The 22030-nt window shown below is 44.8% G+C and carries 20 protein-coding genes; 9 read left to right on the forward strand and 11 right to left on the reverse strand.

Going from position 1 to position 22030, the window contains the following annotated elements:
- Positions 1-35 precede the first annotated feature (35 nt).
- The 4 genes from IE103_RS08140 to IE103_RS08155 all read right to left on the reverse strand — a co-directional run bounded on the left by IE103_RS08140 (position 36) and on the right by IE103_RS08155 (position 1934).
- A complete protein-coding gene (locus tag IE103_RS08140) occupies positions 36-656 on the reverse strand; it encodes a glutathione S-transferase (protein WP_189345604.1) in 621 nt (206 codons plus the stop codon).
- A gap of 192 nt (positions 657-848) precedes the next feature.
- Positions 849-1142 carry a KTSC domain-containing protein gene (locus IE103_RS08145; protein WP_189345605.1) on the reverse strand — a complete coding sequence of 98 codons (294 nt, stop codon included), beginning with the start codon at positions 1140-1142 and terminating at the stop codon, positions 849-851.
- A gap of 78 nt (positions 1143-1220) precedes the next feature.
- Positions 1221-1670 carry a GNAT family N-acetyltransferase gene (locus tag IE103_RS08150; RefSeq protein ID WP_189345606.1) on the reverse strand — a complete coding sequence of 150 codons (450 nt, stop codon included), beginning with the start codon at positions 1668-1670 and terminating at the stop codon, positions 1221-1223.
- 9 nt (positions 1671-1679) lie between these two features.
- Complete coding sequence (locus IE103_RS08155) at positions 1680-1934, reverse strand: hypothetical protein (RefSeq protein WP_189345607.1); 255 nt, start codon at positions 1932-1934, stop codon at positions 1680-1682.
- 187 nt (positions 1935-2121) lie between these two features.
- Between IE103_RS08155 and IE103_RS08160 the strand changes: the two genes are divergently transcribed.
- Entirely contained in the window at positions 2122-3021 is a 900-nt protein-coding gene (locus IE103_RS08160) for a LysR family transcriptional regulator (protein WP_189345608.1), read from the forward strand.
- Positions 3022-3153: 132 nt separating this feature from the next.
- Here the strand turns inward: IE103_RS08160 and IE103_RS08165 are convergent, their stop codons facing one another.
- A complete protein-coding gene (locus tag IE103_RS08165; RefSeq protein ID WP_189345609.1) occupies positions 3154-3846 on the reverse strand; it encodes a DUF3334 family protein in 693 nt (230 codons plus the stop codon).
- A gap of 315 nt (positions 3847-4161) precedes the next feature.
- Here IE103_RS08165 and IE103_RS08170 point away from each other — a divergent pair, with 315 nt between their 5' ends.
- From IE103_RS08170 to IE103_RS08185, 4 genes are all read left to right on the forward strand, one after another.
- Positions 4162-4407, forward strand: coding sequence for a hypothetical protein (locus IE103_RS08170; protein ID WP_189345610.1), 246 nt, complete (start codon positions 4162-4164; stop codon positions 4405-4407).
- 71 nt (positions 4408-4478) lie between these two features.
- Positions 4479-4697, forward strand: coding sequence for a hypothetical protein (locus tag IE103_RS08175; RefSeq protein WP_189345611.1), 219 nt, complete (start codon positions 4479-4481; stop codon positions 4695-4697).
- A gap of 126 nt (positions 4698-4823) precedes the next feature.
- The gene (dcm, locus tag IE103_RS08180) at positions 4824-6110 is read left to right on the forward strand and encodes a DNA (cytosine-5-)-methyltransferase (protein ID WP_189345612.1); all 1287 of its coding nucleotides are present in this window, start codon (positions 4824-4826) and stop codon (positions 6108-6110) included.
- Between the two features lie 69 nt (positions 6111-6179).
- A complete protein-coding gene (locus tag IE103_RS08185) occupies positions 6180-7487 on the forward strand; it encodes a type II restriction endonuclease (RefSeq protein WP_189345613.1) in 1308 nt (435 codons plus the stop codon).
- Positions 7488-7609: 122 nt separating this feature from the next.
- On the opposite strand, the gene IE103_RS08190 is transcribed toward IE103_RS08185, so the two are convergent.
- The 6 genes from IE103_RS08190 to dnaA all read right to left on the reverse strand — a co-directional run bounded on the left by IE103_RS08190 (position 7610) and on the right by dnaA (position 18345).
- On the reverse strand, positions 7610-8602 hold the full coding sequence (locus IE103_RS08190) for an HFX_2341 family transcriptional regulator domain-containing protein (protein ID WP_189345614.1): 993 nt from the start codon (positions 8600-8602) through the stop codon (positions 7610-7612).
- Complete coding sequence (locus IE103_RS08195) at positions 8599-11445, reverse strand: metallophosphoesterase family protein (protein ID WP_189345615.1); 2847 nt, start codon at positions 11443-11445, stop codon at positions 8599-8601. Before IE103_RS08195 ends, IE103_RS08190 begins: the two co-directional genes overlap by 4 nt.
- Positions 11442-12518: a DNA cytosine methyltransferase gene (locus tag IE103_RS08200; RefSeq protein WP_229827171.1), complete on the reverse strand. Its 1077-nt coding sequence runs from the start codon at positions 12516-12518 to the stop codon at positions 11442-11444. The genes IE103_RS08195 and IE103_RS08200 overlap by 4 nt, the downstream gene beginning before the upstream one ends.
- 85 nt (positions 12519-12603) lie before the next feature.
- Positions 12604-15123: a DNA topoisomerase (ATP-hydrolyzing) subunit B gene (gene gyrB / locus IE103_RS08205; RefSeq protein WP_189345616.1), complete on the reverse strand. Its 2520-nt coding sequence runs from the start codon at positions 15121-15123 to the stop codon at positions 12604-12606.
- A 254-nt stretch (positions 15124-15377) separates the two neighbouring features.
- Positions 15378-16484, reverse strand: coding sequence for a DNA polymerase III subunit beta (dnaN, locus tag IE103_RS08210; RefSeq protein ID WP_189345617.1), 1107 nt, complete (start codon positions 16482-16484; stop codon positions 15378-15380).
- 454 nt (positions 16485-16938) lie between these two features.
- On the reverse strand, positions 16939-18345 hold the full coding sequence (gene dnaA, locus IE103_RS08215) for a chromosomal replication initiator protein DnaA (RefSeq protein ID WP_189345618.1): 1407 nt from the start codon (positions 18343-18345) through the stop codon (positions 16939-16941).
- Between the two features lie 709 nt (positions 18346-19054).
- Here dnaA and rpmH point away from each other — a divergent pair.
- The 4 genes from rpmH to yidC all read left to right on the forward strand — a co-directional run bounded on the left by rpmH (position 19055) and on the right by yidC (position 21872).
- Positions 19055-19189, forward strand: a complete 135-nt coding sequence (rpmH, locus tag IE103_RS08220) for a 50S ribosomal protein L34 (RefSeq protein ID WP_061535510.1) — start codon at positions 19055-19057, stop codon at positions 19187-19189.
- Positions 19190-19272: 83 nt separating this feature from the next.
- The gene (locus IE103_RS08225) at positions 19273-19821 is read left to right on the forward strand and encodes a ribonuclease P protein component (protein ID WP_308426977.1); all 549 of its coding nucleotides are present in this window, start codon (positions 19273-19275) and stop codon (positions 19819-19821) included.
- Complete coding sequence (gene yidD, locus IE103_RS08230) at positions 19818-20108, forward strand: membrane protein insertion efficiency factor YidD (RefSeq protein ID WP_189345619.1); 291 nt, start codon at positions 19818-19820, stop codon at positions 20106-20108. Before IE103_RS08225 ends, yidD begins: the two co-directional genes overlap by 4 nt.
- A gap of 36 nt (positions 20109-20144) precedes the next feature.
- Entirely contained in the window at positions 20145-21872 is a 1728-nt protein-coding gene (gene yidC / locus IE103_RS08235) for a membrane protein insertase YidC (RefSeq protein WP_189345620.1), read from the forward strand.
- Positions 21873-22030 lie beyond the last annotated feature (158 nt).

Here is a 22030-nt window from a genome sequence, read left to right on the forward strand (position 1 = left end):
TATGCTGCGCATTCAATACAAAATATAAGCTTAGATTATTTCGCAAACTTAGCGTAGTAAGCGACTACCGCTGGATGTTCCGCAATACGTTTAGCATGTGCATTCAAGGCTGGCGCGACTTTTTCTACCAAATCGGTTGGAACGTGATCAAGACGACCAGAGTTCAGTGTGCGTACGTCCACAAACACTTTTAAATCAGCTACCGTCAAACGATTATCGGCAAAATAGTTACCGCCATTTGCTTGCAATTTCTTTTCTAACCAAGCCAAATACACAGGCATAGAGCTATTGACCAAAGCCAAACGCGCTGCTTTTTGTTCTTCGCCAGTCATGCGGTAAGTTGGCCCCATCTTGACGCCAGCTTCTTCCACCACATACATCACTTCATCACATAACAGCGCTTGATAGGCGTCTTCTGGGTACAAGCCAGCCAGTTTGCCAGCGTAACGCAGCATTGAATCGCATTGGGTAATCTGCACGCCATCAACTTCTAGCGTTGGTACTTGACCAAATGGCGTAGTCTTACGAACTGCGGCAAACTCTGGATAAGCAAAGCGGTGATCTTCAAAATCTACACCGCCAATCGCCAATGCAAGGCGAACTGGTTCTGCACGGCCGCCGTGCATGTCGAAATAGGTGATTTTAAGTTTTGGCATAGAAATTCCCTGAATTAGGTGAAAGGAACAAAGTAAATAAGCAAAGTTGATTTACTTATTCAAAAAGCGAAAAAGATCATATCACGCATCAATTTTCTTTTCAGAAGCCCACCGATTTTTTAAGGCAGCGACAAAATCTAGGTACGAGAATTCTGACAATCGGCGTGATTTGTGTAAGTCACACACATGCTTTCAATCTTCAGCCTCACCATCATTAGCTTTAAACAGATTTTCTAAGGCCGCTCGATTGCTTAAGGATTGATTATTTACCCGACTGCGTTTGCCATGAAACTCTTCCTCAATATTGTCGCGATAAAAACTCCACGCTGTGCTAGATGACGCTGTCGATAAACGACGCCAAGTTTCTTGACCAACGCCAGCGTAATCAATCGCTGTGCCATCATCAAGCTCGACCCGTAGTGTCCGTTCGCGCAGCTCATAGCCGATCGCACGTAGCTTGCCTGCATTAATTCGTTTCATTTCCATAGTGATTTCCTGACGATCATGAGTGGAAATATTCTAATCGATTGCAAGGTGGTGAGTGATGATTTTAACGCGCCTGCCTTACACCGATTTTTCAAAACAAACGCTATTTGCCATGCCCTGATATTGGCCATAGTTGGGCACAACTTGATAGCCATTTTTTTGATACAAACGAATCGCTTCAAGCTGTTTCACGCCCGTTTCTAAAAGACACTTTTGTTGCGCTAGCTCGCGCGTCCATGACTCTAGTTCTTGCAAAATAATCGACGCCACACCTTTACCGCGCGCGACAGGTGCCACATACATGCGTTTTACTTCCATCACTGAATCTGCATAAGGCTTAATCGCACCGCAGCCGATTGCTTGCTCACCGTCAAAGGCAACGACCACGTATTTCAAACTATCGGATTTATTGTACTGCGCATAAAACGCGTGCTCATCGCCATCGGTGGTAGCCAAATAACGATCAAGCTCGATTACCAAGTTTTGAAAATGCGGGTCTTGCGAGTCGGTTCTGATTAGTTGGATCACGTTGCACTCCTAAAGTTGTTTGCTTAATGCAAGCAAGGTCATGAATAAATACACCCCGTTTAAAAACGTATTGGCAAAGGCTTCTTTTTTATAGGTGTAATAAATCAAGCAGCAGCATCCAAATACATTCATCAGCAAAAAAGCTAGCGAAGTGCTTGTGATTATTTCTTGTGTATTCAATCCATACGCGATTAAGCAAACGATGCCGCCGCTCCAGCCTAAGCTATTTAAATAGCGATCTTGTTTGATGGCCTGCTTTTCCATACATTGTCCTTGGGTTGGTATTCATGCCGATTGTGCTGATGTCGATCGACTAAGTGAATAGGTAAATAGCTGAACAGAGGCTTAATGTACACTTCTGTTTAATGCGTAAAAATGCTAAATTCGATTTGATTAATGCGGATAATGAATTAAATCGATCAGCGCCATATACAGCTAGAGAGCGATCACAATGAATTTTCAACAAATCCAATACTTTCTGACATTGGCGGATGAACTGCATTTTTGGAAAACTTCAGAAAAAGTTTTCATCACCCAATCTGCGCTCAGTCGGCATATCAAAAGCATGGAACAAGAACTCGGCTTTGATTTGTTTGAACGCGATAAGCGCAATGTCAAATTGACGCCCGCAGGCGAATTCTTGCGCGATCAATATGCCAAATTGTTGGCCGACTACGATAGCGTAACGCGGCGCGCCAGCATGATCGCATCGGGCGAAGTTGGAGCGATACGGATAGGGCATCCAGCCTCGATCACCTTTTCTGTACTGCCCGATTTGCTGCTAGCCTTACATCAGCAGCACCCGCATATCATCGCTCACATGCTTGAGGTTGATGCCGCCGATGTTGATCCATTTTTGCAATCGCACCGAATTGATATTGCCTTCAATCGTGAAACCGCCAAAGCTAAGGATTTGCGATCAACCCATTTAATGACAGAAAACTTCGCTTTGGTAGTTCCCGCCCAGCATCGCTTCGCCAATAAAACAGAATTAAAGCTAAAAGACTTGTACAAATTGCGACACGAAGAATTTGTCTTGCCCGCGTTAAATGGTAAGAGTGAACACGCATCGCAACTCAGAGCGATATTTCAAGAAGCTGGTTTTGATCCTATCATTTACGCCGAATCGGATTTTGGCGTCACCTTGCTTGGCTTAGTGGCAAAAGGTTTGGGCATTTCCATCATGCCGATTTCATACTCGCATCACTTAAAGCACGCAGTTCATTTCATCAAAATTCCACCGACATCGGATCTACTCATGCTGTGGCGTGATGGCGATAATAATCCTGCCTTACAAATATTTTTGCAGGTGATTAATGAGTTTGATTTTAGTTTCGGATATCAAAGCTAAAGCGCGTAGCCGTGATTGCGCAGCTGCGGAATGATTTGAGTTTGCACGCACCACATCAATGTTTGGCATGATGTGATGCGCGTATTTGTTGTGCTTATTTGCAGTGCTTTTTGTATTACTGACTGGTGGTGCTTACATACCTAATGAACGCAGCAATTCATCACTATCATCATCACCAGCGGCGGCCGCAGCGGGTGCCGATTTGCCTTGATTTGCTTGTTGGAATTCGAGCAAATCATCTGGATCTGGCACTTCACTCACATCAAAATCATGCAGCTTGATGAACTCGGTGCGATCGATCGCCAATTCGAGATAAAAGATATTATTGTTCTCGGTGAAGAAGGACACGCGGCGGATCTCTGGGCGATCTAACGGCGTATCCACACTCAACATCACCTGCTTGGTCAGCACTAACATTTTTGGTTGGTTTTGGGTGATATTAGTTTGCAATTCGCGACGGATTTTTCCAGTGAAATCGCCAACGATTTGGTTCATCAATTCACCCAAGATATTCGCGACTTCATCCGAGGTAAATGCCGATGCCAACTCAGATTCTGGCATACCCATCGTCAGCATGTATTTGGCATAAATTTCCATCGCTGCTGGGCCAGAAAAATTCAACACCACCAAACCAGAAAAACCACCATCAAACAAAACGAAACAACCGATATCCGGTTTCAAGCCAATCTTGGTAATACGTTGCACCATGGCGGAATAATGAATCTTACTTTGCGTGGCGACATTCAGTACCCGTGTGACCGAATTGCACAAACCGGTGAGCAGGTCTTCCGTGCCATACACGACATTTTTTTCACTTTGATCCATTACAAACTCCTCTACAAAAATACAGCGATTTCAAGCGATGGGGTTGCACATCTGCGACGCTCGAAATAGGTTTAATCTTTACATCGAATATCATCGAACTGAAGGCTTGCCCCGTACTGATCGACGCTTAGAACGATCAACACAATAGCGAAAAAACCTTGGTAGTTGCCCGATATTTGATAAGTAGTGCGAAAACAGTTGCAGTTCGCCTAAGATAAAAATAGCAATTATATGGTTGAAATGCGCCAAATTATCGAAGACACAAGATGAACAAAGTATGCACTTAGCTGCAACTATTTGCCATATTGAAAGAATATGCAATGGCGCATCGTCCGTCTAGTAATTTCACCATTAATGTGGGATTTGTGGCGTAGCCGAGGGAGATCGACCTCAATTTGCAATGTATTCGCAAGTTTCAACGCCAGAAAAGTGATGGGCAAATGGGGTTTGGTGGTGGGTTTTGATGTGGGTTTCATGGCGTACATCGTTTATTGGATGTTCGCAGTTTGGTTTCCGTGGAAACTAGAGTCAAATTTTAAATTGAGTTTCTTCGATATGTGACTCATAGTCCGTAGACGTCTAATCGCTCGAGAAGCATCATATAGTCTCACCTTAATGGCTGGAGATGAAATATGGAAATGCAACAATTGCACATGACCGAGTACAACGCGATTCAAGATTTAAACTGTTATGAAATTAATGTTGAACAAAATCCAGATCGTTGGCGTGGTGGGTTTGTATGGTCTGTGAGTTTGGGAACCGAGGAACTAGGGAATGGCTTGGAGTTTTCGCGGAGGCTAGCTCAACAGAAGGCTGACGAGTACATGACCAATCTACTATGCCCTAATTGATAAAATAACGCGTACGTCATTCAGTAAAAACCGACATTTGATACAATTACTGTGTTTACATCCAGTAAAACTTGACTAGGAATAATTTAGGACGTATTGTCCTATAAAATTCCCAGCGAGGCATCAATGTCACACACGTTTCATCATCACGATTCAGAAGCAGTACTTAAATATTTAGCCGCCGCGCGTAAACTCAAAAGTCAAGAGGACATCGCTACCATACTTGGTGTTAATGCTCGCCAAGTACGTAGATGGGAAGCGCGTGAGAGTGACCCGCCGCCATACTTATCATACGCACTTCAACAAATTCTTCCTCTTGAGAACAATGATCCCAATGCAGGAAAAGATGCCCCATTTACTTTTATTGATCTATTTGCGGGTATTGGCGGCATACGCCAGGCATTTGACAGCATAGGCGGTCATTGCGTTTTTACCAGTGAATGGGACACGTACGCACAAAAGACTTACCTTTACAATTACCCGAACAACCATCAAATTAATGGCGATATTACCCAGATTCAAGCGGTAGATATTCCTGACCATGATGTATTGCTTGGCGGTTTTCCTTGTCAGCCATTCTCTATCGCGGGGGTATCAAAAAAGAATGCACTCGGTCGAGCACATGGTTTCGCAGACGAAACTCAAGGTACACTTTTTTTTGATATTTGCAAAATTATTGATCACAAAATGCCGAAAGCATTCTTGCTCGAAAATGTGAAGAATTTAACCTCGCACGATAAAGGCCGAACATTTGATGTCATAAAACGTTGGCTTATCAATTTAGGTTACAGCATCAGCTATCGCGTAATCGACGGTGCGCACTTTGTCCCACAACATCGAGAACGGATCATTATCGTGGGCTTTCGTAATGATTTGAAAGTAGATTTTGATTTACACCAATTAGATTTACCCGCTAAAGGTGAACGAAAGCTTGGCGAAATCCTACACAAAACCGATGGTACAGAACCTTTCTTGCCGTGGGATGGCGATGCTTATTTCGATCACAAAAAGAAAAAGCCTTTAGATAAATATACGCTCACCGATAATCTGTGGGTTTATCTGCAAAACTATGCAGCTAAGCACAAAGAAAAAGGAAATGGGTTTGGGTTTGGTCTAGTTACGAACGAGAGCGTCACACGAACCTTGTCTGCACGTTACTATAAAGATGGTTCTGAAATTTTAGTTAGCCAAGGAAAATCCAAAAATCCTCGGCGTCTAACGCCAAGAGAGTGTGCGCGTTTAATGGGATTCCCGGACACCTTCAAGATACCTGTGTCTGATACGCGAGCATACAAACAATTTGGAAATTCTGTTGTGGTTGATGTAATGTCACATGTTGCGAATGCAATGCTGCCGCATCTGACTGCAGAAACAGAAATTACCAAAGCACGACGTTCAAAAATCGCAGCTTAGAGTGTTCGCTTCCATTAGCATTTTCACGCTTTCAAATTTTTCTGCATCATGCTCTGAAGGACCAAACTAGTGATCCCAGCCAGTCAAGAAAATATTCAATTTTGGATTTCGAAAAGCACTCAGCTCTTCATCAAAAAATTATCACGCAACGATTGTGTCTGGGCTGATGGACCGGAGTTTGGCCATCAAAACGGTGTCTACATACCTCGCGAAATTCGAGAAACCGACTTCTTTCCTCCGCTACGAAATATCAATCTCGCAAAGCCACATATTTTCGAAACACAGTTCAGCACCTTTTGGCCAGAAACAGGTGAGTTCAAAACATCGAACCTGAAACACTATTCGAACAAAGGTTCGGAGATGCACTTTACGGGTGTTCCGAAAGAGTACTTCACGGAGCTCACACCTGCCTCAATGCTACTTGGTGGCACCTTGAAAAAATCACATGGCGAATCACACCATTGGTTCATGGTGATCGATTCAGCCTCCGATGAAGCCGAAATCCTCGAAACCATTTTCGATCTCAACGCAGATTTTCATTTCGGTCTCTTCGCACCTAAGAACATTTCAAATACCTCGCATGACGAATCTGAACAGCTAATACAAGAGCTCAGCGAAAGTTTAAAGGCAGGAACCCTAGACGCATTTATTGCATCGGTTTCACAGCTCCCGCCTTCATCAGTGTTAGCCTCTCGAGCGCAACAAGAATACCTCGCTCAACATGGGCTCCAAACCCTCAACCCATATGAGCTAGAAAATCCTGGCGACGCCATCATGAAGATTAGCCGGGACATCGAATACAAGTTATACAAACGTGCGGAACTTAGACATAGGGCAGCAGAAGTCGTCAGGATCATCACCGAGAAAAATACTGATCTCGTGACTGCCGTTGTGCGAGGATTCACAGAATTGGATGCAACTTTTCTGAGCGCTAGTCAGCACAGAAAATCACGCGCTGGTCGCTCGTTCGAGCAACACATCGGGCGACTACTAAGCGATGGCAACATCTCATTCGAGGAACAAGCAGTCACCGGAGGTCGCAGGCCCGACTTCGTTTTACCCAATTTAATGACCTTGAAAGACACCACAAGATCGTTCAATGACGCGTTGATATTATCTGCCAAGACGACGCTGAGGGAACGATGGAAACAAATTGCAATGGAGAAGTTCAACTGTTCTCTTTTTCTCGCAACCGTAGATGACCGCGTGTCGGCTGACGCTATCCATGATATGCAGCGCCAAGAGATATGTCTTGTTGTACCTGAGTCCTTAAAGAAGGCAAAGGAGACCTGCTACAAAGACAAGGAAAATGTAATTACTTTTCGAGCGTTTTTTGATGAACATATTCCACCTCGGTCGAACTTTAGATTTAACTAACGTCCTTGTTCCGAGTATGACTGATTTTCAACCTGCAGATAGACTCATCAATATCTAAGCATGAGATTCAGTAACATAAGTTCGTTTCGACAAAACAAGACTTAGTATGTCGGGACTAGAAATTAGATCTCAACGTGCCAACTAGCGCCTGTATCGAGCGAGTAGTCCTCGTCGTTGTATTTTTGCGGCTCGGCGTAAATTGCTCTGATCTTTCGATGCTCTTTGCATGCCAAAAATGCTCCAAGGGATTGTAGCTTTGTACCAAATGTCGCAATTGAGAGATTAAACTCTGACGAGTAACGATTAACAATCTCGTCTATAGTGTTTCTAGTTGAAAGGTAGTCTCGGGAATTAATTTCAGCGGCGAATGCAAGGTCAACGATTGAGTTAAACTCTTTACCGATTCGCACTAGCACCTCGTCGGACAACCTCGGGCAATCACTTCGATATTGTTCAAGGCCCTGTCCAAGTAAAACGACTTTTTGTGGTTCAGTGTTCTTTATAGTTATATGTGCGCGCTCATACTCATGTCCAACCATCAGTACAAGTAAAGATTTTTTCTCCGTGTGTTGGAATCCATTGAATCCAGGAATCGCACAGATATTCCGAACACCTCTTGTCAACCAACCATCTGCCTTCATTTCTGTACTGTATTTTTTTGGTTCAGTGTATATGATATGGATGCGACGAGCTGGCCTTAATTTCTTAAGATAATCAAGGACATACCACATCCTATCCCTAGGAAACGCTGTAATGTCAACGACAATTGCGGTTAACGAATCGATTCCTTCTTCAGCAAAAAACAAGTCAAGTTTTCTAATCCAGTCAATTCTCGACGCACGCTTATCGCTAATTAACCTAGGTTTTGATTCTGCGTAGGTCCCTAAGCCATTCACCAAACGATCTGTTCTTTCTTTGTAACTGGGTTTTAGCAAAGACTCTTCCGTTGCCAAAATCAATGATGTGACAAGCGCTGAATTATTAAAATTCAACTTAAGAATGGCTTCAGCTCTAGGTTCAAAACTACTATGACAAATCAGAATAAATCGACCATCAATAATTTCACCAAGATTGCGGTGCGTAAAATCAGTTGCTGGTAATCCCACACGATTCATATCAGATCCATTTGATTATTTTTTTTACCGACTTTCGAGCTAATTTTCGCCAAAAACCGCTGAGTGTCGGTTGCCGCAAGTACCAATGTTTCAACATCAATCTCGTGTCGGCCTTGCAATTTCGTTCCGATACCTACATGAGGGACCAATCGGCGATTGAGCAAAAAAGTTGGTAGACGTTCACTACCGGACTTACTTGAGTAATCAACTGACCGTCTTTGCAAAACCGACTCACGTACAGCCACCTCAAGTAAGGACCTAGCAAAGGACTCCGCAGTAATGTCACCTTTGATCGATATAGCAATAACCTCTGGATCTTTGCTGTCGGAGTACAATCGGCTTGCGAAGAACTGGGAAAGGCTATCAGCCAGAGTCACTAAATGAAGACTTGTTACCTCAAATTTTCGTTTCGACAATGTACTTACGTCCCCTGAGCTCCCTAAACTACGTAGCATATCTTTTGACCAAGCTCGAATCGCGCGATTTTGCACCACAGGTCCAATTTTTGTATCTGATGTTGGTGTCCAACCAGAAGCCAACGCACTGTTTACTATGGCGCTCCCGATTTCTAGGAATTGTCGGAAAATCCCTGAGGAGAGATCAATTATTGTTGAAGGGCCTGCATATTTATGCTCAATCTTCTTCGACTTTAAATGCCTAAAATACTTAGCATCTCCTTGTTTGGACCAGTAGCTCTCGAACGTCTGTGGCCGCGATGATTTTGGAAGGGCTTCATATTCCTCAAGCGCCATTCTTCGTACATCTTTTCTAATCTTGTCTCCTTGCTCCCAGTTGTTGAACAAGGTCTTGAAACTCAACTCGGGTTTCCAACCAGCGCGCTCCATCCGACGTTTACTAATTTCGTCAACCATACTTGTATAGTTGCCGCCGGCCGAATCTTGATTGAGGCCACGATCCAGCCAGTTCAAAGGGATCAAATGATAGTCGTCACCTTCACGATAAGTTCTACCCTCGCCAGCCAAAAAAGATTTTTGCCCCTCAGACATAATGCCAAATTTAAAACAGGCCAATGAATGATCGCGAATTGCAGCCGTCTTAAAGATTGAAGTCTGTTGATCTGCATTGAGCAAATCAAAATCGTCAATCAGAATGAAAAATGGTGTTTGAAGCCCCAAACTTTCCTTTACGTGCTTTAGCAATCCCATCAATGAGTTTGATAACGAGAGCCAAGGGCTAAAATTACTGGGGCAACCTCCCGGTAGGATCGATGCAACGTGCGCATCCACTTCTTCTAACATAAAATTACATTCGGTAAGAATCTCTTGGCAATATTCTTCAAACGTAAGGCTATTTAGGTCAGGAGAGAGCTTCAGGAGTCTAGTCGCATATTTTTGTATCTTTGATGTGGCACTAAGTGTGAGCTGCTCCTGTCGTGCCATTAAGATTAATGATCCAAACAACCTACTGACAACAAAACTTGTAAAACGATGTATAAATAACGTTTCAAGTCGCTCTTTAGATGCTACAGCATCGTAATCTGAACGATTCATTCCTGCATTCGAAAGACAACAGTAAATTCCAAAAGGTAGTCTGGACTCACCAAACGATTTTTTCACTTTCCCGTTTTTCTCAGATTTTAGTAGCGATGCTTGAACTTCGAACGAGAAATATCGAAGTAACATAGTTTTTCCCGTACCACGTTGGCCCTCAATGATCGTGTCGATGTGATTCGACAAACTTTGCAACGAATTGCTTTGATCAACAAATAGTCTGTGCACCGCCTCTGGGTCCATTCCATTGGCCATAATGTCTGAGAACGGGTTCACAAATTTGTACAAATTTTTGCTATTATGACCATCAACATCCTCGGCACCATGCGAGTCTCCTCTTGCCACGATGGCCCCAACGCCAACACTTGGTTTTACCACTTTCTTTTGCGGTAGCCGTGCACTTACATCTCGTGATTTCTTGTTATCAATAAACCACTTTCCAGACTCATCCGAAAAGACAAAAACCGAGGGTGTTACCACACCAGAGTCGCACTTAACGTCAATAATAGAAAAAGACTTTGCCCAAGTGGAGCCGGGGTACGCTGCACCCGCCACACCGGTAAAATAACCAGATCCATCGCCAGAATATTGAGCTTCCGACTTGTCCACGTGTACATGGCCATGAAGGTAAATGTGCGGACCGGTTTCTTGCCCTAAAAGCTTATTGAATTCTTGCCTATTCCATGCAGCGAGATCTTTCAATGGATGATGACCTACTGCGACGATTAGAGTCGAGTCAGACTTAAGTTTTTTTAGCGCACTATTCAGCGGGGCAATATCGATGCATAAATTACCTTCATCTTGGTTGCAGCAAGAAATAAGTGCGGTATTTACACAAATAAAAATTAAATCTCTTTGCGCCATACTTAAAGTGACCGTGTCTATGGCGGGATTATCACTCCACGTATTTAAAAAGCGAGGACACTCTGACTTCGCAGACTTAAACCATTGCATGAATGGTTCCAAGTGGGGGTGGCTCTTGTATATCTCCTTCCTTTGTAATCCAAACGATTCTGGATTTGGAAATGCCGTTCTGAGAATGCTCAAATTTGCTTTGCTTCTATCGGCGTCATGATTACCGGGTACGATAATAATTTTTGCGTTAAGTTTTTCGCCCAAAGCAGTTAGCCAGTCCTCCCCTTGTTGGAACTCACTGGGCCGTGCTGCCTGTGTCAAGTCCCCTGTGAAAACAATGATATCCACTTTTCGCTGCGCATCGAGAATGGCGTCACTGATCCCTTCAACAATTCGCTCCTGTTCCGCATTTTGATCAGGGCAACCAAAATGCACATCAGATAAATGTAAAATGCTAATGTCTGCCATCAAGGTCATATACGTTCACCTTGCAATTTCAAAATTTCACGGAACACCGCTCTGGCGAGCAGAGGGGGGACAGCATTACCAACCTGTTGCTGTTGAAATCCGATGGACCCGACAAATTCGAACGAGTCAGGAAATGACTGCAATCGGGCCGCTTCACGAACTGAGAGACCGCGATCGGCCCACGGATGGATCAGCATATTCTTTCGAAAATTTCCAATTACAATCGATGGCTCATCTGCTAACAATCTCCTGTAAATACCAGTGTGGCATCTTGAAACATCTGTATAGTTTTTCATTAAGCTGCGCGGTATATCTTCCCAATTTCCCCCCGGTGGAATATGTCTGTATCGTTCAATAATATTCGGGGCATTTCTGGTAACTAAATGATTACGACACTTTGTTAGTCTTTTTCTCATGCTCTTTGCAAATTTACTGTCCGCAGCACGTCCATATTTTTTTTCGCATTCGGAATTTCCATTCTCGAGATCAGGTAAATCTGCGATTGCGTCCCGTACCGTTACGTGCCTGGATATAACCGGGGTTGGTTCATCAATCAAAAAGCCATTTCGCGAGCCAACGATAAACAGTCGATTCCTTTTCTGCGGGACGCCGTAATCAGCAGAATTCAATATAAAATAACTCGTAGTAAATCCTATTTCCTGAAAGCCTTTCAGAACGGCCTCTAAGAAATAGCCTTCTGCGGTTTCCACCAGGCCTCGAACGTTTTCAAACACTATCCAATCGGGTTGAATAATTCTGACAATCCTCAGGTACTCCTTGAATAACCAATTATTCTCATTTCCGACCCCTCTGTTCGTCTGATTCGAGGTAGAGAAGCCTTGACACGGCGGCCCCCCAAAAACTATTTTTGAAACATTACTTTGCAATCGATCGAAATCATGTTTGCCAACTTGTCGAATATCGCAATTAAGCATCTTGGTGCCTAGGTGATTTCGACGAAATGTATTTGCAGCATTGACGTCTAGTTCAATTGCATATTTAACGTCAATACCGCACTCAACAGCACCAACTGACATTCCACCAGCACCAGAGAAAAGGTCAATCCCGATCATTGAACTCATAAAATGAAAAACTCAAATTTCTAATAAAATGTTCGAATGAAGAATGCCGCGCAGTAATTTCAAGCAACAAGAAAGAAACGGGAAATCAAACGTCAATATTCCCAGCCCGCAAAGCATTCCCCTCAATAAACGCACGACGAGGCTCAACATCGTCGCCCATCAAGGTCGTAAAGATTTGATCCGCAGCAATTGCGTCTTCGATTTGTACTTTGAGTAAGCGGCGTACTTTTGGGTCCATGGTGGTTTCCCAGAGTTGGTCTGGGTTCATTTCGCCTAGTCCTTTGTAGCGCTGTTTGGTGACGCCGCGTTCGGCTTCTTCGCGTAGCCAGAGCATGGCTTGGTGGAAGTCTTGTACTGCGATTTCTTTGGTGCGTTCGCCTTCGCCGCGGCGGATGAAGGCGCCTTCGCCTAACAAGCCTTTGAAGGTTTGTGCGGCGTTTTCTAATACTTTGTAATCGCTGCTGTCGACGAAATCGGCGTCGATGCTGCTGACTTTGACGTTGCCGTGGTACATGCGTTCTATGCGCAGGCTGAATGCGCCTGAGAGTTCGTCGCTGCGAACGACGGCTTTTACCGCTGGGTCGTTCATGGCTTTGGTGAGCTCTTGTGCGGATTGTTCTGCGTGTTCTGCATTGTCTAATTTAAGTACCACACCAGTCATAATCGCAGTCAAGGCAGCGCGGTCGATGACGCGGGTTAGGCGCGTCATGATGGCGTTGGCTAAGTTGAATTGGCGTACCAACTCGCCGAGTGCTTCGCCGACGATCGGTTCTGCGCCTGTGCTTGGGGTGAGTGCTGCGCCGTTCAATGCCACAGTGGTCATGTAGATCGCTTCTTCGGCATCATCTTTCAGATAACGTTCGTCGCGACCTGCTTTGACTTTATACAGCGGTGGTTGTGCGATGTAGATGTGGCCGCGTTCAACCAAGGATGGCATTTGACGGTAGAACAGCGTCAACAACAGCGTACGAATATGGGCACCGTCGACGTCCGCATCGGTCATGATAATGATGCGGTGGTAGCGCAGTTTTTCAACATTGAATTCGTCTGGGCCAATGCTGGTGCCGAGTGTGGCGATCAAGGTGGTGATCTGTTCGCTCGACAGCATTTTTTCAAAGCGTGCTTTTTCTACGTTCAAGACTTTACCGCGCAAAGGCAGAATCGCTTGGAATTTGCGATCACGACCTTGTTTGGCTGAACCACCCGCAGAGTCACCCTCGACGATGTAGAGTTCGCACAGCGCTGGGTCTTTTTCTTGGCAGTCGGCCAATTTAGAAGACAAGCCCAAACCGTCCATCACGCCTTTACGACGGGTGAGTTCACGCGCTTTACGCGCTGCTTCACGCGCACGTGCGGCCTCGACGATTTTGCCGCAAATGATTTTGGCATCGTTTGGCTTTTCCATCAGGTAGTCGGTCAGTGTCTTGGTGACGATTTCTTCGACTGGGCCGCGCACTTCGGATGAGACCAATTTGTCTTTGGTTTGTGAACTGAATTTTGGTTCTGGTACTTTCACAGACAAGACGCAAGTTAAGCCTTCGCGCATATCGTCGCCAGAGACTTCGACTTTGGCTTTTTTCGCGAACTCGTGTTCTTCGATGTATTTGTTGATGACGCGTGTCATCGCTGCGCGCAAACCAGTCAGGTGCGTACCGCCGTCGCGTTGCGGAATATTATTGGTAAAGCACAGCACTTGTTCATTGTAGGCGTCGTTCCATTGCATAGAAACGTCGACAGTAATGTTGGTGCCTTGGTCCGACATTTTCTCGCCCGTGGCTTGGAAAATGGTTGGGTGCAAAACGGATTTGTTTTTGTTGATGTATTCAACGAAACCGCGTGTACCACCTTCAAATGCAAACAATTCTTCTTTGCCGGTGCGATGGTCGTTCAATTTAATGCGTACGCCGTTATTCAAGAAGGAAAGTTCACGAATACGTTTCGCTAAAATTTCGTAGTGGAATTCAACATGCGTAAAGATTTCTTCATCTGCCCAGAAGTGCACTTCGGTACCGCGTTTGTCGGTATCGCCGATGACTTTGATTGGTGAGCAGAGTACGCCGTCAATAGTTTCTAATTCGCGGTTTTGTACGACGCCTTTTGAAAATTCCATCGTATGCAATTTGCCATCGCGACGGATCGTTAATTTCAATAATTTAGACAGCGCGTTCACGCAAGACACACCCACGCCGTGCAAACCGCCAGACACTTTGTAAGAGTTTTGGTCGAACTTACCACCAGCATGCAGTTCGGTCATGACGATCTCTGCCGCGCTACGTTTTGGTTCGTGCTTGTCGTCCCACTTGATTCCAGTTGGAATGCCGCGACCGTTATCGGTGATGGAGATCGAATTGTCTGTATGAATCGTGACGTTGATTTCGGTACAGTGGCCTGCCAAAGATTCGTCGATGGAGTTATCCAAGACTTCGAAAACTAAGTGATGCAAGCCGGTGCCATCAGAGGTATCGCCAATGTACATGCCGGGGCGCTTACGCACGGCTTCGAGACCTTCGAGAATTTGAATCGAGGACGCGCCATAACTAGCAGATGCGGCTGCGCCTGTTGGTTCTGGAACGGCTGGTGTGTTGTCTTGGGTATTCTCTGACATGGCTACCTTCTGAAATTAACAAGCAGCTTTTGGCTGCGATTTTTTTGAAACACTGCTTAAGCAGCGCTTCATTCGTGCTTTTCTTCGTTTTTTGTTCCCTCCCTTTCAAGGGGAGGGCTAGGGTGGGGATGGGTTTTAGTTAATCACTTTTTAGTAGATTAATGGTTGAAACCCATCCCCATTCCAACCTTCTCCTTGAAGGGGAAGGCGTAAAACATTCGCCCTACGACTGCTTTGCAAAATACATTTGTTGATCAAATCCGCATCGGCATAACAACGTATTTGAAATCACCATTCTCAGGAATCGTGATCAAGGCGGATGAATTGGAATCACCCAACGCGACATTGATTTGATCGACTTTGAGGTTGTTCAAGACATCTAACAAATACGTGACGTTAAAGCCGATATCGACGCTATCGCCGCCGTAATCGATTTCAATTTCTTCGACCGCTTCTTCTTGATCCGCATTGGTGGACAAGATGCGCATCAAACCTGGTTCGATCACACAACGCACGCCTTTGAATTTGTCCGAAGTCATAATCGCGACGCGTTGCAAAGAGCGCAGCAGTTTTTCACGGCTTAAGGTGAAATTGTTTTTATAGCCTTTTGGGATAACACGATTGAAGTCAGGGAATTTGCCTTCGACCAATTTGGAAATCAATTCGATATCGGCAAACGTCAATTTGACTTGGTTGTTGGCGATGTCGAGTTGCACTGGTTCGTCTTTGTCTTCTAACAGACGCTGCAATTCCAAAATTGTTTTGCGTGGAATGATGACTTCTTGACGTGCGAATTCTTGTTCGACCTCAACTTGTGCATACGCCAAACGGTGACCGTCGGTTGCAACCGCAATCACGTTTTTACCATCAACGACTAATAACAAGCCGTTCAAGTAGTAACGAATATCTTGCTGCGCCATGGAGAAATGCACCATGTTGAATAAATGCTTCAAAGCTTTTTGCGGCAAGCTGACGCTGGCATTGAAATGTTCTGCTTGGGCGACAGTTGGGAATTCTTCTGCTGCCAGAGTCTGCAAAGAGAAACGTGACTTGCCAGATTGCACCGTCATCTTCTTGTTGTCGAGCTTCAAGGTGACGTCATTGTCGTCAGGCAGAGCGCGCAAGATGTCGAGTAATTTACGTGCTGCAACCGTCGTCGCAGTCACTTCGCCACCAGAACCGATTTCTGCATGCGTAGTAATTTGGACTTCGATGTCGGTCGATAAAAAGGACACTTTTTCGCCGTCTTTGCGGATGAGAATATTGGCCAGAATCGGCAAAGTGTGCCGACGCTCGACAATACCACTCACAATTTGCAGGGGCCGTAAGAGGGTATCCCTGTGGGTTTTGACCAATTGCATTTTATATCCTCACTTGTTAATTCAATGTTAAAGGATGCTTCATCATAGGTCTTACGAAAAACAGACGCTGGTGTTGTTGCGTTCGCCTCGCCGTGCAAATGCACTGTCTTCGGCTCCGCGCCTAACCAGCGCAATTTTGCGTAAGCACTACATCGCCTACTTTGCTACATTGGGAGGACTTGCGAAAAACTGCCCATCATTTGTGTGGCCAATTTTACGTAAATCCTACGCCGGGTTTTGCTGCTAATTACTACTTACTCTTGTTTACTCTCCCTTCTCCCGCAAGCGGGAGAAGGGTCGGGGATGAGGGTGTTTCAGAATTTAATAATGGCATTATTTAGCGTCAAAAATATTGATCCTTCACGCCAACTATACTAATACTCTTTCTTGTTGCTGAACTTCCCTCACCCTAACCCTCTCCCGCTTGCGGGAGAGGGAACATTCAAGTTGCCTATTACCCCTTCAAAGTCTGCTCCAACACATGAATCTCATGGTTGCACTCAGGACTTTTCGCTCTATCTGCAGCGATCTTGCGTACTGCATGCAACACAGTAGTATGATCGCGTCCACCAAATAATTCGCCGATTTCCGGCAAACTCTTTTGCGTTAATTCTTTTGCCAAATACATCGCAATCTGACGTGGTCGCGCGATATTCGCTGGCCTACGTTTGGAATACATGTCTGCGACTTTGATATTGAAAAAATCAGCGACTGTCTTCTGAATATTTTCAACCGAGATTTGGCGGTTTTGTACTGATAACAAATCTTTCAAGGCTTCTTTGACGACATCAATCGTGATGTCTTTGCCGTGAAAGCGCGAGTACGCCAAGATCTTGCGCAACGCACCTTCGAGTTCACGCACATTGGAGCGCAAATGTTTGGCGACGAAGAAGGCAACGTCATCCGAAAACTGTACGCCTTCGGTATAGGCTTTCTTCAATAAAATCGCGACGCGCATTTCTAATTCTGGCGGTTCAATCGCCACCGTCAAACCCGAATCAAAGCGTGAAATCAAGCGGTCATCCATACCCGAAATTTCTTTCGGATAAGTATCGCTAGTGATAATGATTTGTTTCTTGGCCGCGATCAGCGCTTCAAATGCATAGAAGAATTCTTCTTGCGTACGGCTCTTACCGCCGAAGAATTGAATATCGTCGATCAACAATAAATCGAGTGAATGGTAATAACGTTTGAAATCGTCGAAACCTTTCTTCTGATACGCCGTCACCACGTCACGCACATATTGTTCTGCGTGGATGTAACGAATCCGCGCATTGGGTTTGTCATGCAAAATTTGATTGCCAATTGCGTGAATCAAATGCGTCTTACCTAAACCAACGCCACCATATAAAAATAGCGGGTTATACGATACGCCAGGATTATTCGCGACCTGAATTGCCGCTGCGCGCGCCAATTGATTCGCTTTACCAGTGACAAAGCTATCAAAAGTCAGATCAAAATTAATCCGTGAATTGTCACGACGTGGCGCTGTTTCTGGGATTGGATCTGGTGCGACTAAATCATTACTACCAATTTGTGATGTACGTTGACCGTGATCAGCCCCATTACCTTGACCAGCGTTCGCCGGTGGCGTTGTGGTTGAGATTGGTTTTTTGCCTGCGCGCGGATCGATGATGAATTCGACATTCACCGTATCATCCCAAAATTGCGCGGCGAACTCAGCGATACGACTGGCGAATTGGGCTTTGACCCAATCCAGTTTAAAGCGATTAGGTGCGCCAATACGCAGCAGACCTTCTTCAAAGTCCACCACGGTTAATGGCTTAATCCAAGCACTAAATTGTTGAGGCGTGAGTTCCTGTTCAAGTTGTGAGGAGCAGGCTTGCCAGAAATTTTCCATGAATCGCTTTACTGTTTACTTAATGCTTAAGTTTTTGTTCTTTTCAAAATCGACACCTAAATACCGCATCTTCTTACTAACGCGCTTACAGGTGAGCGATTTCCACTTTTAATGAGTAGTTGCCTTGGCTCGCATTCATTGCTGTTCTTATTTTATTTTGTTCGAGCCAACTAGCATCGTCCAAATCGTCGCTTAATTATAGCGGAGCAAATTGTCCTGATTTATGCAAATTCGCCGTTAATTCAGCGAATGTGTGTGGTGGCTTACGCAAAAAATAAAATTGAAATTTTGTTCAGATGACGCTGTGCTACGGCAATACTTCAGACCCCGCTATTCTACTCTTCGCAGCCAGAGTTATCCACAGGCGAGTTGAAATTTCTTTTCGTTAATACTCCTTGAAAACGAATAAAAGCGGTCAAATGGATTGACAGTCGCTTGAAAAATAGTGTCTAATTACGGGTTCCCTACCCTGTTTTGTTAGATGTGTGCTTTTATTGTCTTGACGCTATCTTGATAGTTTGTTGATGATAAGGGCGAAACCACAAGATGAAACTAAGCATGAGCAGCGGTTTTGGGGCAGTAATCGTGTGAATAGCGTGTTGCTATTGTTTATTGGGTGCTCTTCCATAACAGGGCCACATCAAGGCAACGGCGCATGCACTATTACCCGTAATTCCGATTTATTTTTTGCTCAAATAGTGAGATCAACATGAAACGTACTTATCAACCTTCCGTAGTTCGTCGTAAGCGCACTCACGGTTTCCGCGCTCGTATGGCAACACGTGGTGGCCGCGCAGTTTTGAACGCACGTCGTGCTAAAGGCCGTAAGCGCCTAGCAGCGTAATCGGCATCCAATAAATCCAATTCTAGGGGATATTGCCGCGTTGTTTGTCCTCGCAATACTCAAGTATTGCTGCGGGAAACGCCTTGCACTATCTCCCTACAATTGAATTTCTTGAATACCGAGCGACTAGTCGGATACATCGTCAATTAGTTGATTCAATAGGTTTAAAAATTATTGTGACTAATTTGACTGCCAATCCTGACCTAGCTCAATATCAGTTGTCCGGCGGTAGTTTTGCGCGGGAGCGACGAATTCTTAAAGCGGATGAGTTTTCATCCGCTTTTCGTTTACGTCCTGTGCAAAAAACAGCGCATTTTGTATTATATGCGCGCCCAAACGATTTACCGCATGCCCGTCTTGGTGTCGTCGCGGCAAAACGTTTTGCACCGCGCGCAGCGACGCGCAATATGATCAAGCGTGTGACGCGTGAGATTTTTCGACAGTCTAATCTAGCGAATGTGGATTGCATTGTGCGTTTATCGAAGCCAGTCAATAGTAAAGCCGGTCCTGCTACCAACGCACAATTGAAGCGTGATTTGCGGGTTGAGGTTTTGCGCCTGTTTGTCTCGCAAAAGGCTTCTTTGAAGCCGATCAATTCATCTCCTAATTTAACGATGTCGAGCGCACCATGAAAAAGCTGCTGCTACTGATACTCCGTGGATATAAGCTCGCGATTAGTCCTATGCTCGGACAAAATTGTCGCTTTTATCCTAGTTGTTCAGAATATGCGGCGGATGCAATTCGTGAATATGGCGCGGCTAAAGGTTCGCTGATGGCTTGCAAGCGGGTTTGCAAGTGTCATCCTTGGCATCCTGGTGGAATTGATCTCGTGCCACCTAAGTCGAGCCAAGATTCTGTAGTGAGTGGGGATGAAAAATCAGTAAATGCCTCCACATCAAGTCTCAGTCAACATAGTTAACTTTTTCGATCTTTAACACATACACAAGTGGATAAAATGGATATAAAGCGTACCGTCCTCTGGGTTATTTTCTCGATGTCTCTGTTACTCCTGTGGGATAACTGGATGCGTCATAACGGAAAACAATCCATGTTTTCTCCAGCGACTCCTTCGCAACAAGCGAAAACAGTGAGTGCTTCTGCCGTTGCGGGCGCGGCTTCCGCAAGTGCCGCAAGTGCAGCAACTACGGCAGCTCCTGCGAATGCAGCGGCAGCATCGACTGAAGTGAAAAGTGAAACCATCACAATTACCACTGACGTCGTAAAAGCGGATATCGACACGATTGGTGGTGAGATTAAGCGTCTGGAATTGTTGAAGTATCCTGATAGCGTTGATGCAAGCCAAAATGTGGTTTTATTCGATCAACGTGGTGATCAGATTCGTAAAGAAAAAACAGGCTTCTTTGGCTTGTTTAGTGGCACCAAAGACGTGGTCGTGCCAGCGCGTATTTATAAAGCTCAGACAGGTTTAGTTGGTGGTAATTTCCCGAATCACAAATCCGGTTTCGTGGCGCAACCAGGCAATCGTACTTTGGGCGATGCAAAGGAATTGAGCTTGGTCTTGGTTTCTGAACAAAACGGTGTGACTCTGACGAAAACTTACACTTTCAAAAAAGGTGAATATTTAATCGACGTCAAACATGCTGTGACAAATAATTCTGCGGCACCGATTGCACCATCTTTGTACATGCAATTGATTCATGATGGTACCAAGCCAACTGGTGGAAGTATGTTCACCGGCAACGTGGAATTCTACGCACCAGCTGTATACACCGATGCAGAGAAATTCCGTAAGTTGGATTTCGAGAAAATCGAATCTGGTAAAGAAGTTTTGTCGACGAAAGCGAATGACGGTTGGGTTTCTGTGATTCAGCATTTCTTTGTATCTGCATTTATTCCGCAAGACAAAGTGGCTCGTGAAGTATTCACGAAAAAAGTGGACACCAACTTGTATGCGGTTGGTAGCATTGTCGCTTTGGGCAATGTTGCGCCGGGTGCCACCGCCACAATGGATTCTCGTTTGTACTCGGGTCCACAAGAATCAGCAGTGTTAGAGAAAATTGCTCCAGGTTTGGATTTGGTTAAAGACTACTGGTACTTCGCGATGATCGCGCAACCGATGTTCTGGATTATGGAATTTATGCATAAATTCCTCGGTAACTGGGGTTGGACTATCGTGGTATTTACGATTGCGATTAAGTTGGCTTTGTTCCCATTGTCTGCGGCTGGATATCGCAGTATGGCGAAAATGAAAGTCGTAACGCCAAAGATGACGGCTTTAAAAGAGAAGTACAAAAACGAGCCGCAAAAGTTGAATATGGCGATGATGGAGTTGTATAAAACCGAGAAGATTAATCCGCTCGGCGGTTGCTTACCAATCTTGATCCAAATGCCGATTTTCTTGGCTTTGTATTGGGTCTTGCAGGCATCGGTTGAAATGCGCGGCGCACCTTGGATCGGTTGGATTACTGATTTGACTAAGCCAGATCCTTATCTTGTGCTGCCAATTTTGTACATGATTTCGATGTACATCACGACTAAGTTGAGCCCAGCACCTGCTGATCCAATTCAGGCAAAAATGATGTTGTTTATGCCTTTGTTGTTCTCAGTGATGTTCGTGTTCTTCCCATCTGGTTTGGTATTGTATTGGGTTGTGAATAATATTTTGTCTATTGGTCAGCAGTGGGTTATTAATAATAAAATAGTGCCACCTGAACATCGATAAGCAGTTCATCGATCACATCAAAAAAGCCCATACGTATGGGCTTTTTTGTTATTAACGAACGCTTTTTTTGCTGCAGATCATGTCGTGTTTACGATACATCCCTCAGCATAGAAGGCGGCAAAATTTCAACAACTTTCTTGTTGGCAAGGATAGAATTT

Source organism: Affinundibacterium macrobrachii (genome assembly GCF_014652415.1).
GTDB lineage: Bacteria > Pseudomonadota > Gammaproteobacteria > Burkholderiales > Burkholderiaceae_D > Undibacterium > Undibacterium macrobrachii.

Bases quoted from the DNA above. Each gene is read 5' to 3' on its own strand.
- IE103_RS08140 (WP_189345604.1), bottom strand. From the start codon at position 656: ATGCCAAAACTTAAAATCACCTATTTCGACATGCACGGCGGCCGTGCA.
- IE103_RS08145 (WP_189345605.1), bottom strand. From the start codon at position 1,142: ATGGAAATGAAACGAATTAATGCAGGCAAGCTACGTGCGATCGGCTAT.
- IE103_RS08155 (WP_189345607.1), bottom strand. From the start codon at position 1,934: ATGGAAAAGCAGGCCATCAAACAAGATCGCTATTTAAATAGCTTAGGC.
- IE103_RS08160 (WP_189345608.1), top strand. From the start codon at position 2,122: ATGAATTTTCAACAAATCCAATACTTTCTGACATTGGCGGATGAACTG.
- IE103_RS08165 (WP_189345609.1), bottom strand. From the start codon at position 3,846: ATGGATCAAAGTGAAAAAAATGTCGTGTATGGCACGGAAGACCTGCTC.
- IE103_RS08170 (WP_189345610.1), top strand. From the start codon at position 4,162: ATGCAATGGCGCATCGTCCGTCTAGTAATTTCACCATTAATGTGGGAT.
- IE103_RS08175 (WP_189345611.1), top strand. From the start codon at position 4,479: ATGGAAATGCAACAATTGCACATGACCGAGTACAACGCGATTCAAGAT.
- dcm (WP_189345612.1), top strand. From the start codon at position 4,824: ATGTCACACACGTTTCATCATCACGATTCAGAAGCAGTACTTAAATAT.
- IE103_RS08190 (WP_189345614.1), bottom strand. From the start codon at position 8,602: ATGAATCGTGTGGGATTACCAGCAACTGATTTTACGCACCGCAATCTT.
- IE103_RS08195 (WP_189345615.1), bottom strand. From the start codon at position 11,445: ATGACCTTGATGGCAGACATTAGCATTTTACATTTATCTGATGTGCAT.
- IE103_RS08200 (WP_229827171.1), bottom strand. From the start codon at position 12,518: ATGAGTTCAATGATCGGGATTGACCTTTTCTCTGGTGCTGGTGGAATG.
- gyrB (WP_189345616.1), bottom strand. From the start codon at position 15,123: ATGTCAGAGAATACCCAAGACAACACACCAGCCGTTCCAGAACCAACA.
- dnaN (WP_189345617.1), bottom strand. From the start codon at position 16,484: ATGCAATTGGTCAAAACCCACAGGGATACCCTCTTACGGCCCCTGCAA.
- dnaA (WP_189345618.1), bottom strand. From the start codon at position 18,345: ATGGAAAATTTCTGGCAAGCCTGCTCCTCACAACTTGAACAGGAACTC.
- rpmH (WP_061535510.1), top strand. From the start codon at position 19,055: ATGAAACGTACTTATCAACCTTCCGTAGTTCGTCGTAAGCGCACTCAC.
- yidD (WP_189345619.1), top strand. From the start codon at position 19,818: ATGAAAAAGCTGCTGCTACTGATACTCCGTGGATATAAGCTCGCGATT.
- yidC (WP_189345620.1), top strand. From the start codon at position 20,145: ATGGATATAAAGCGTACCGTCCTCTGGGTTATTTTCTCGATGTCTCTG.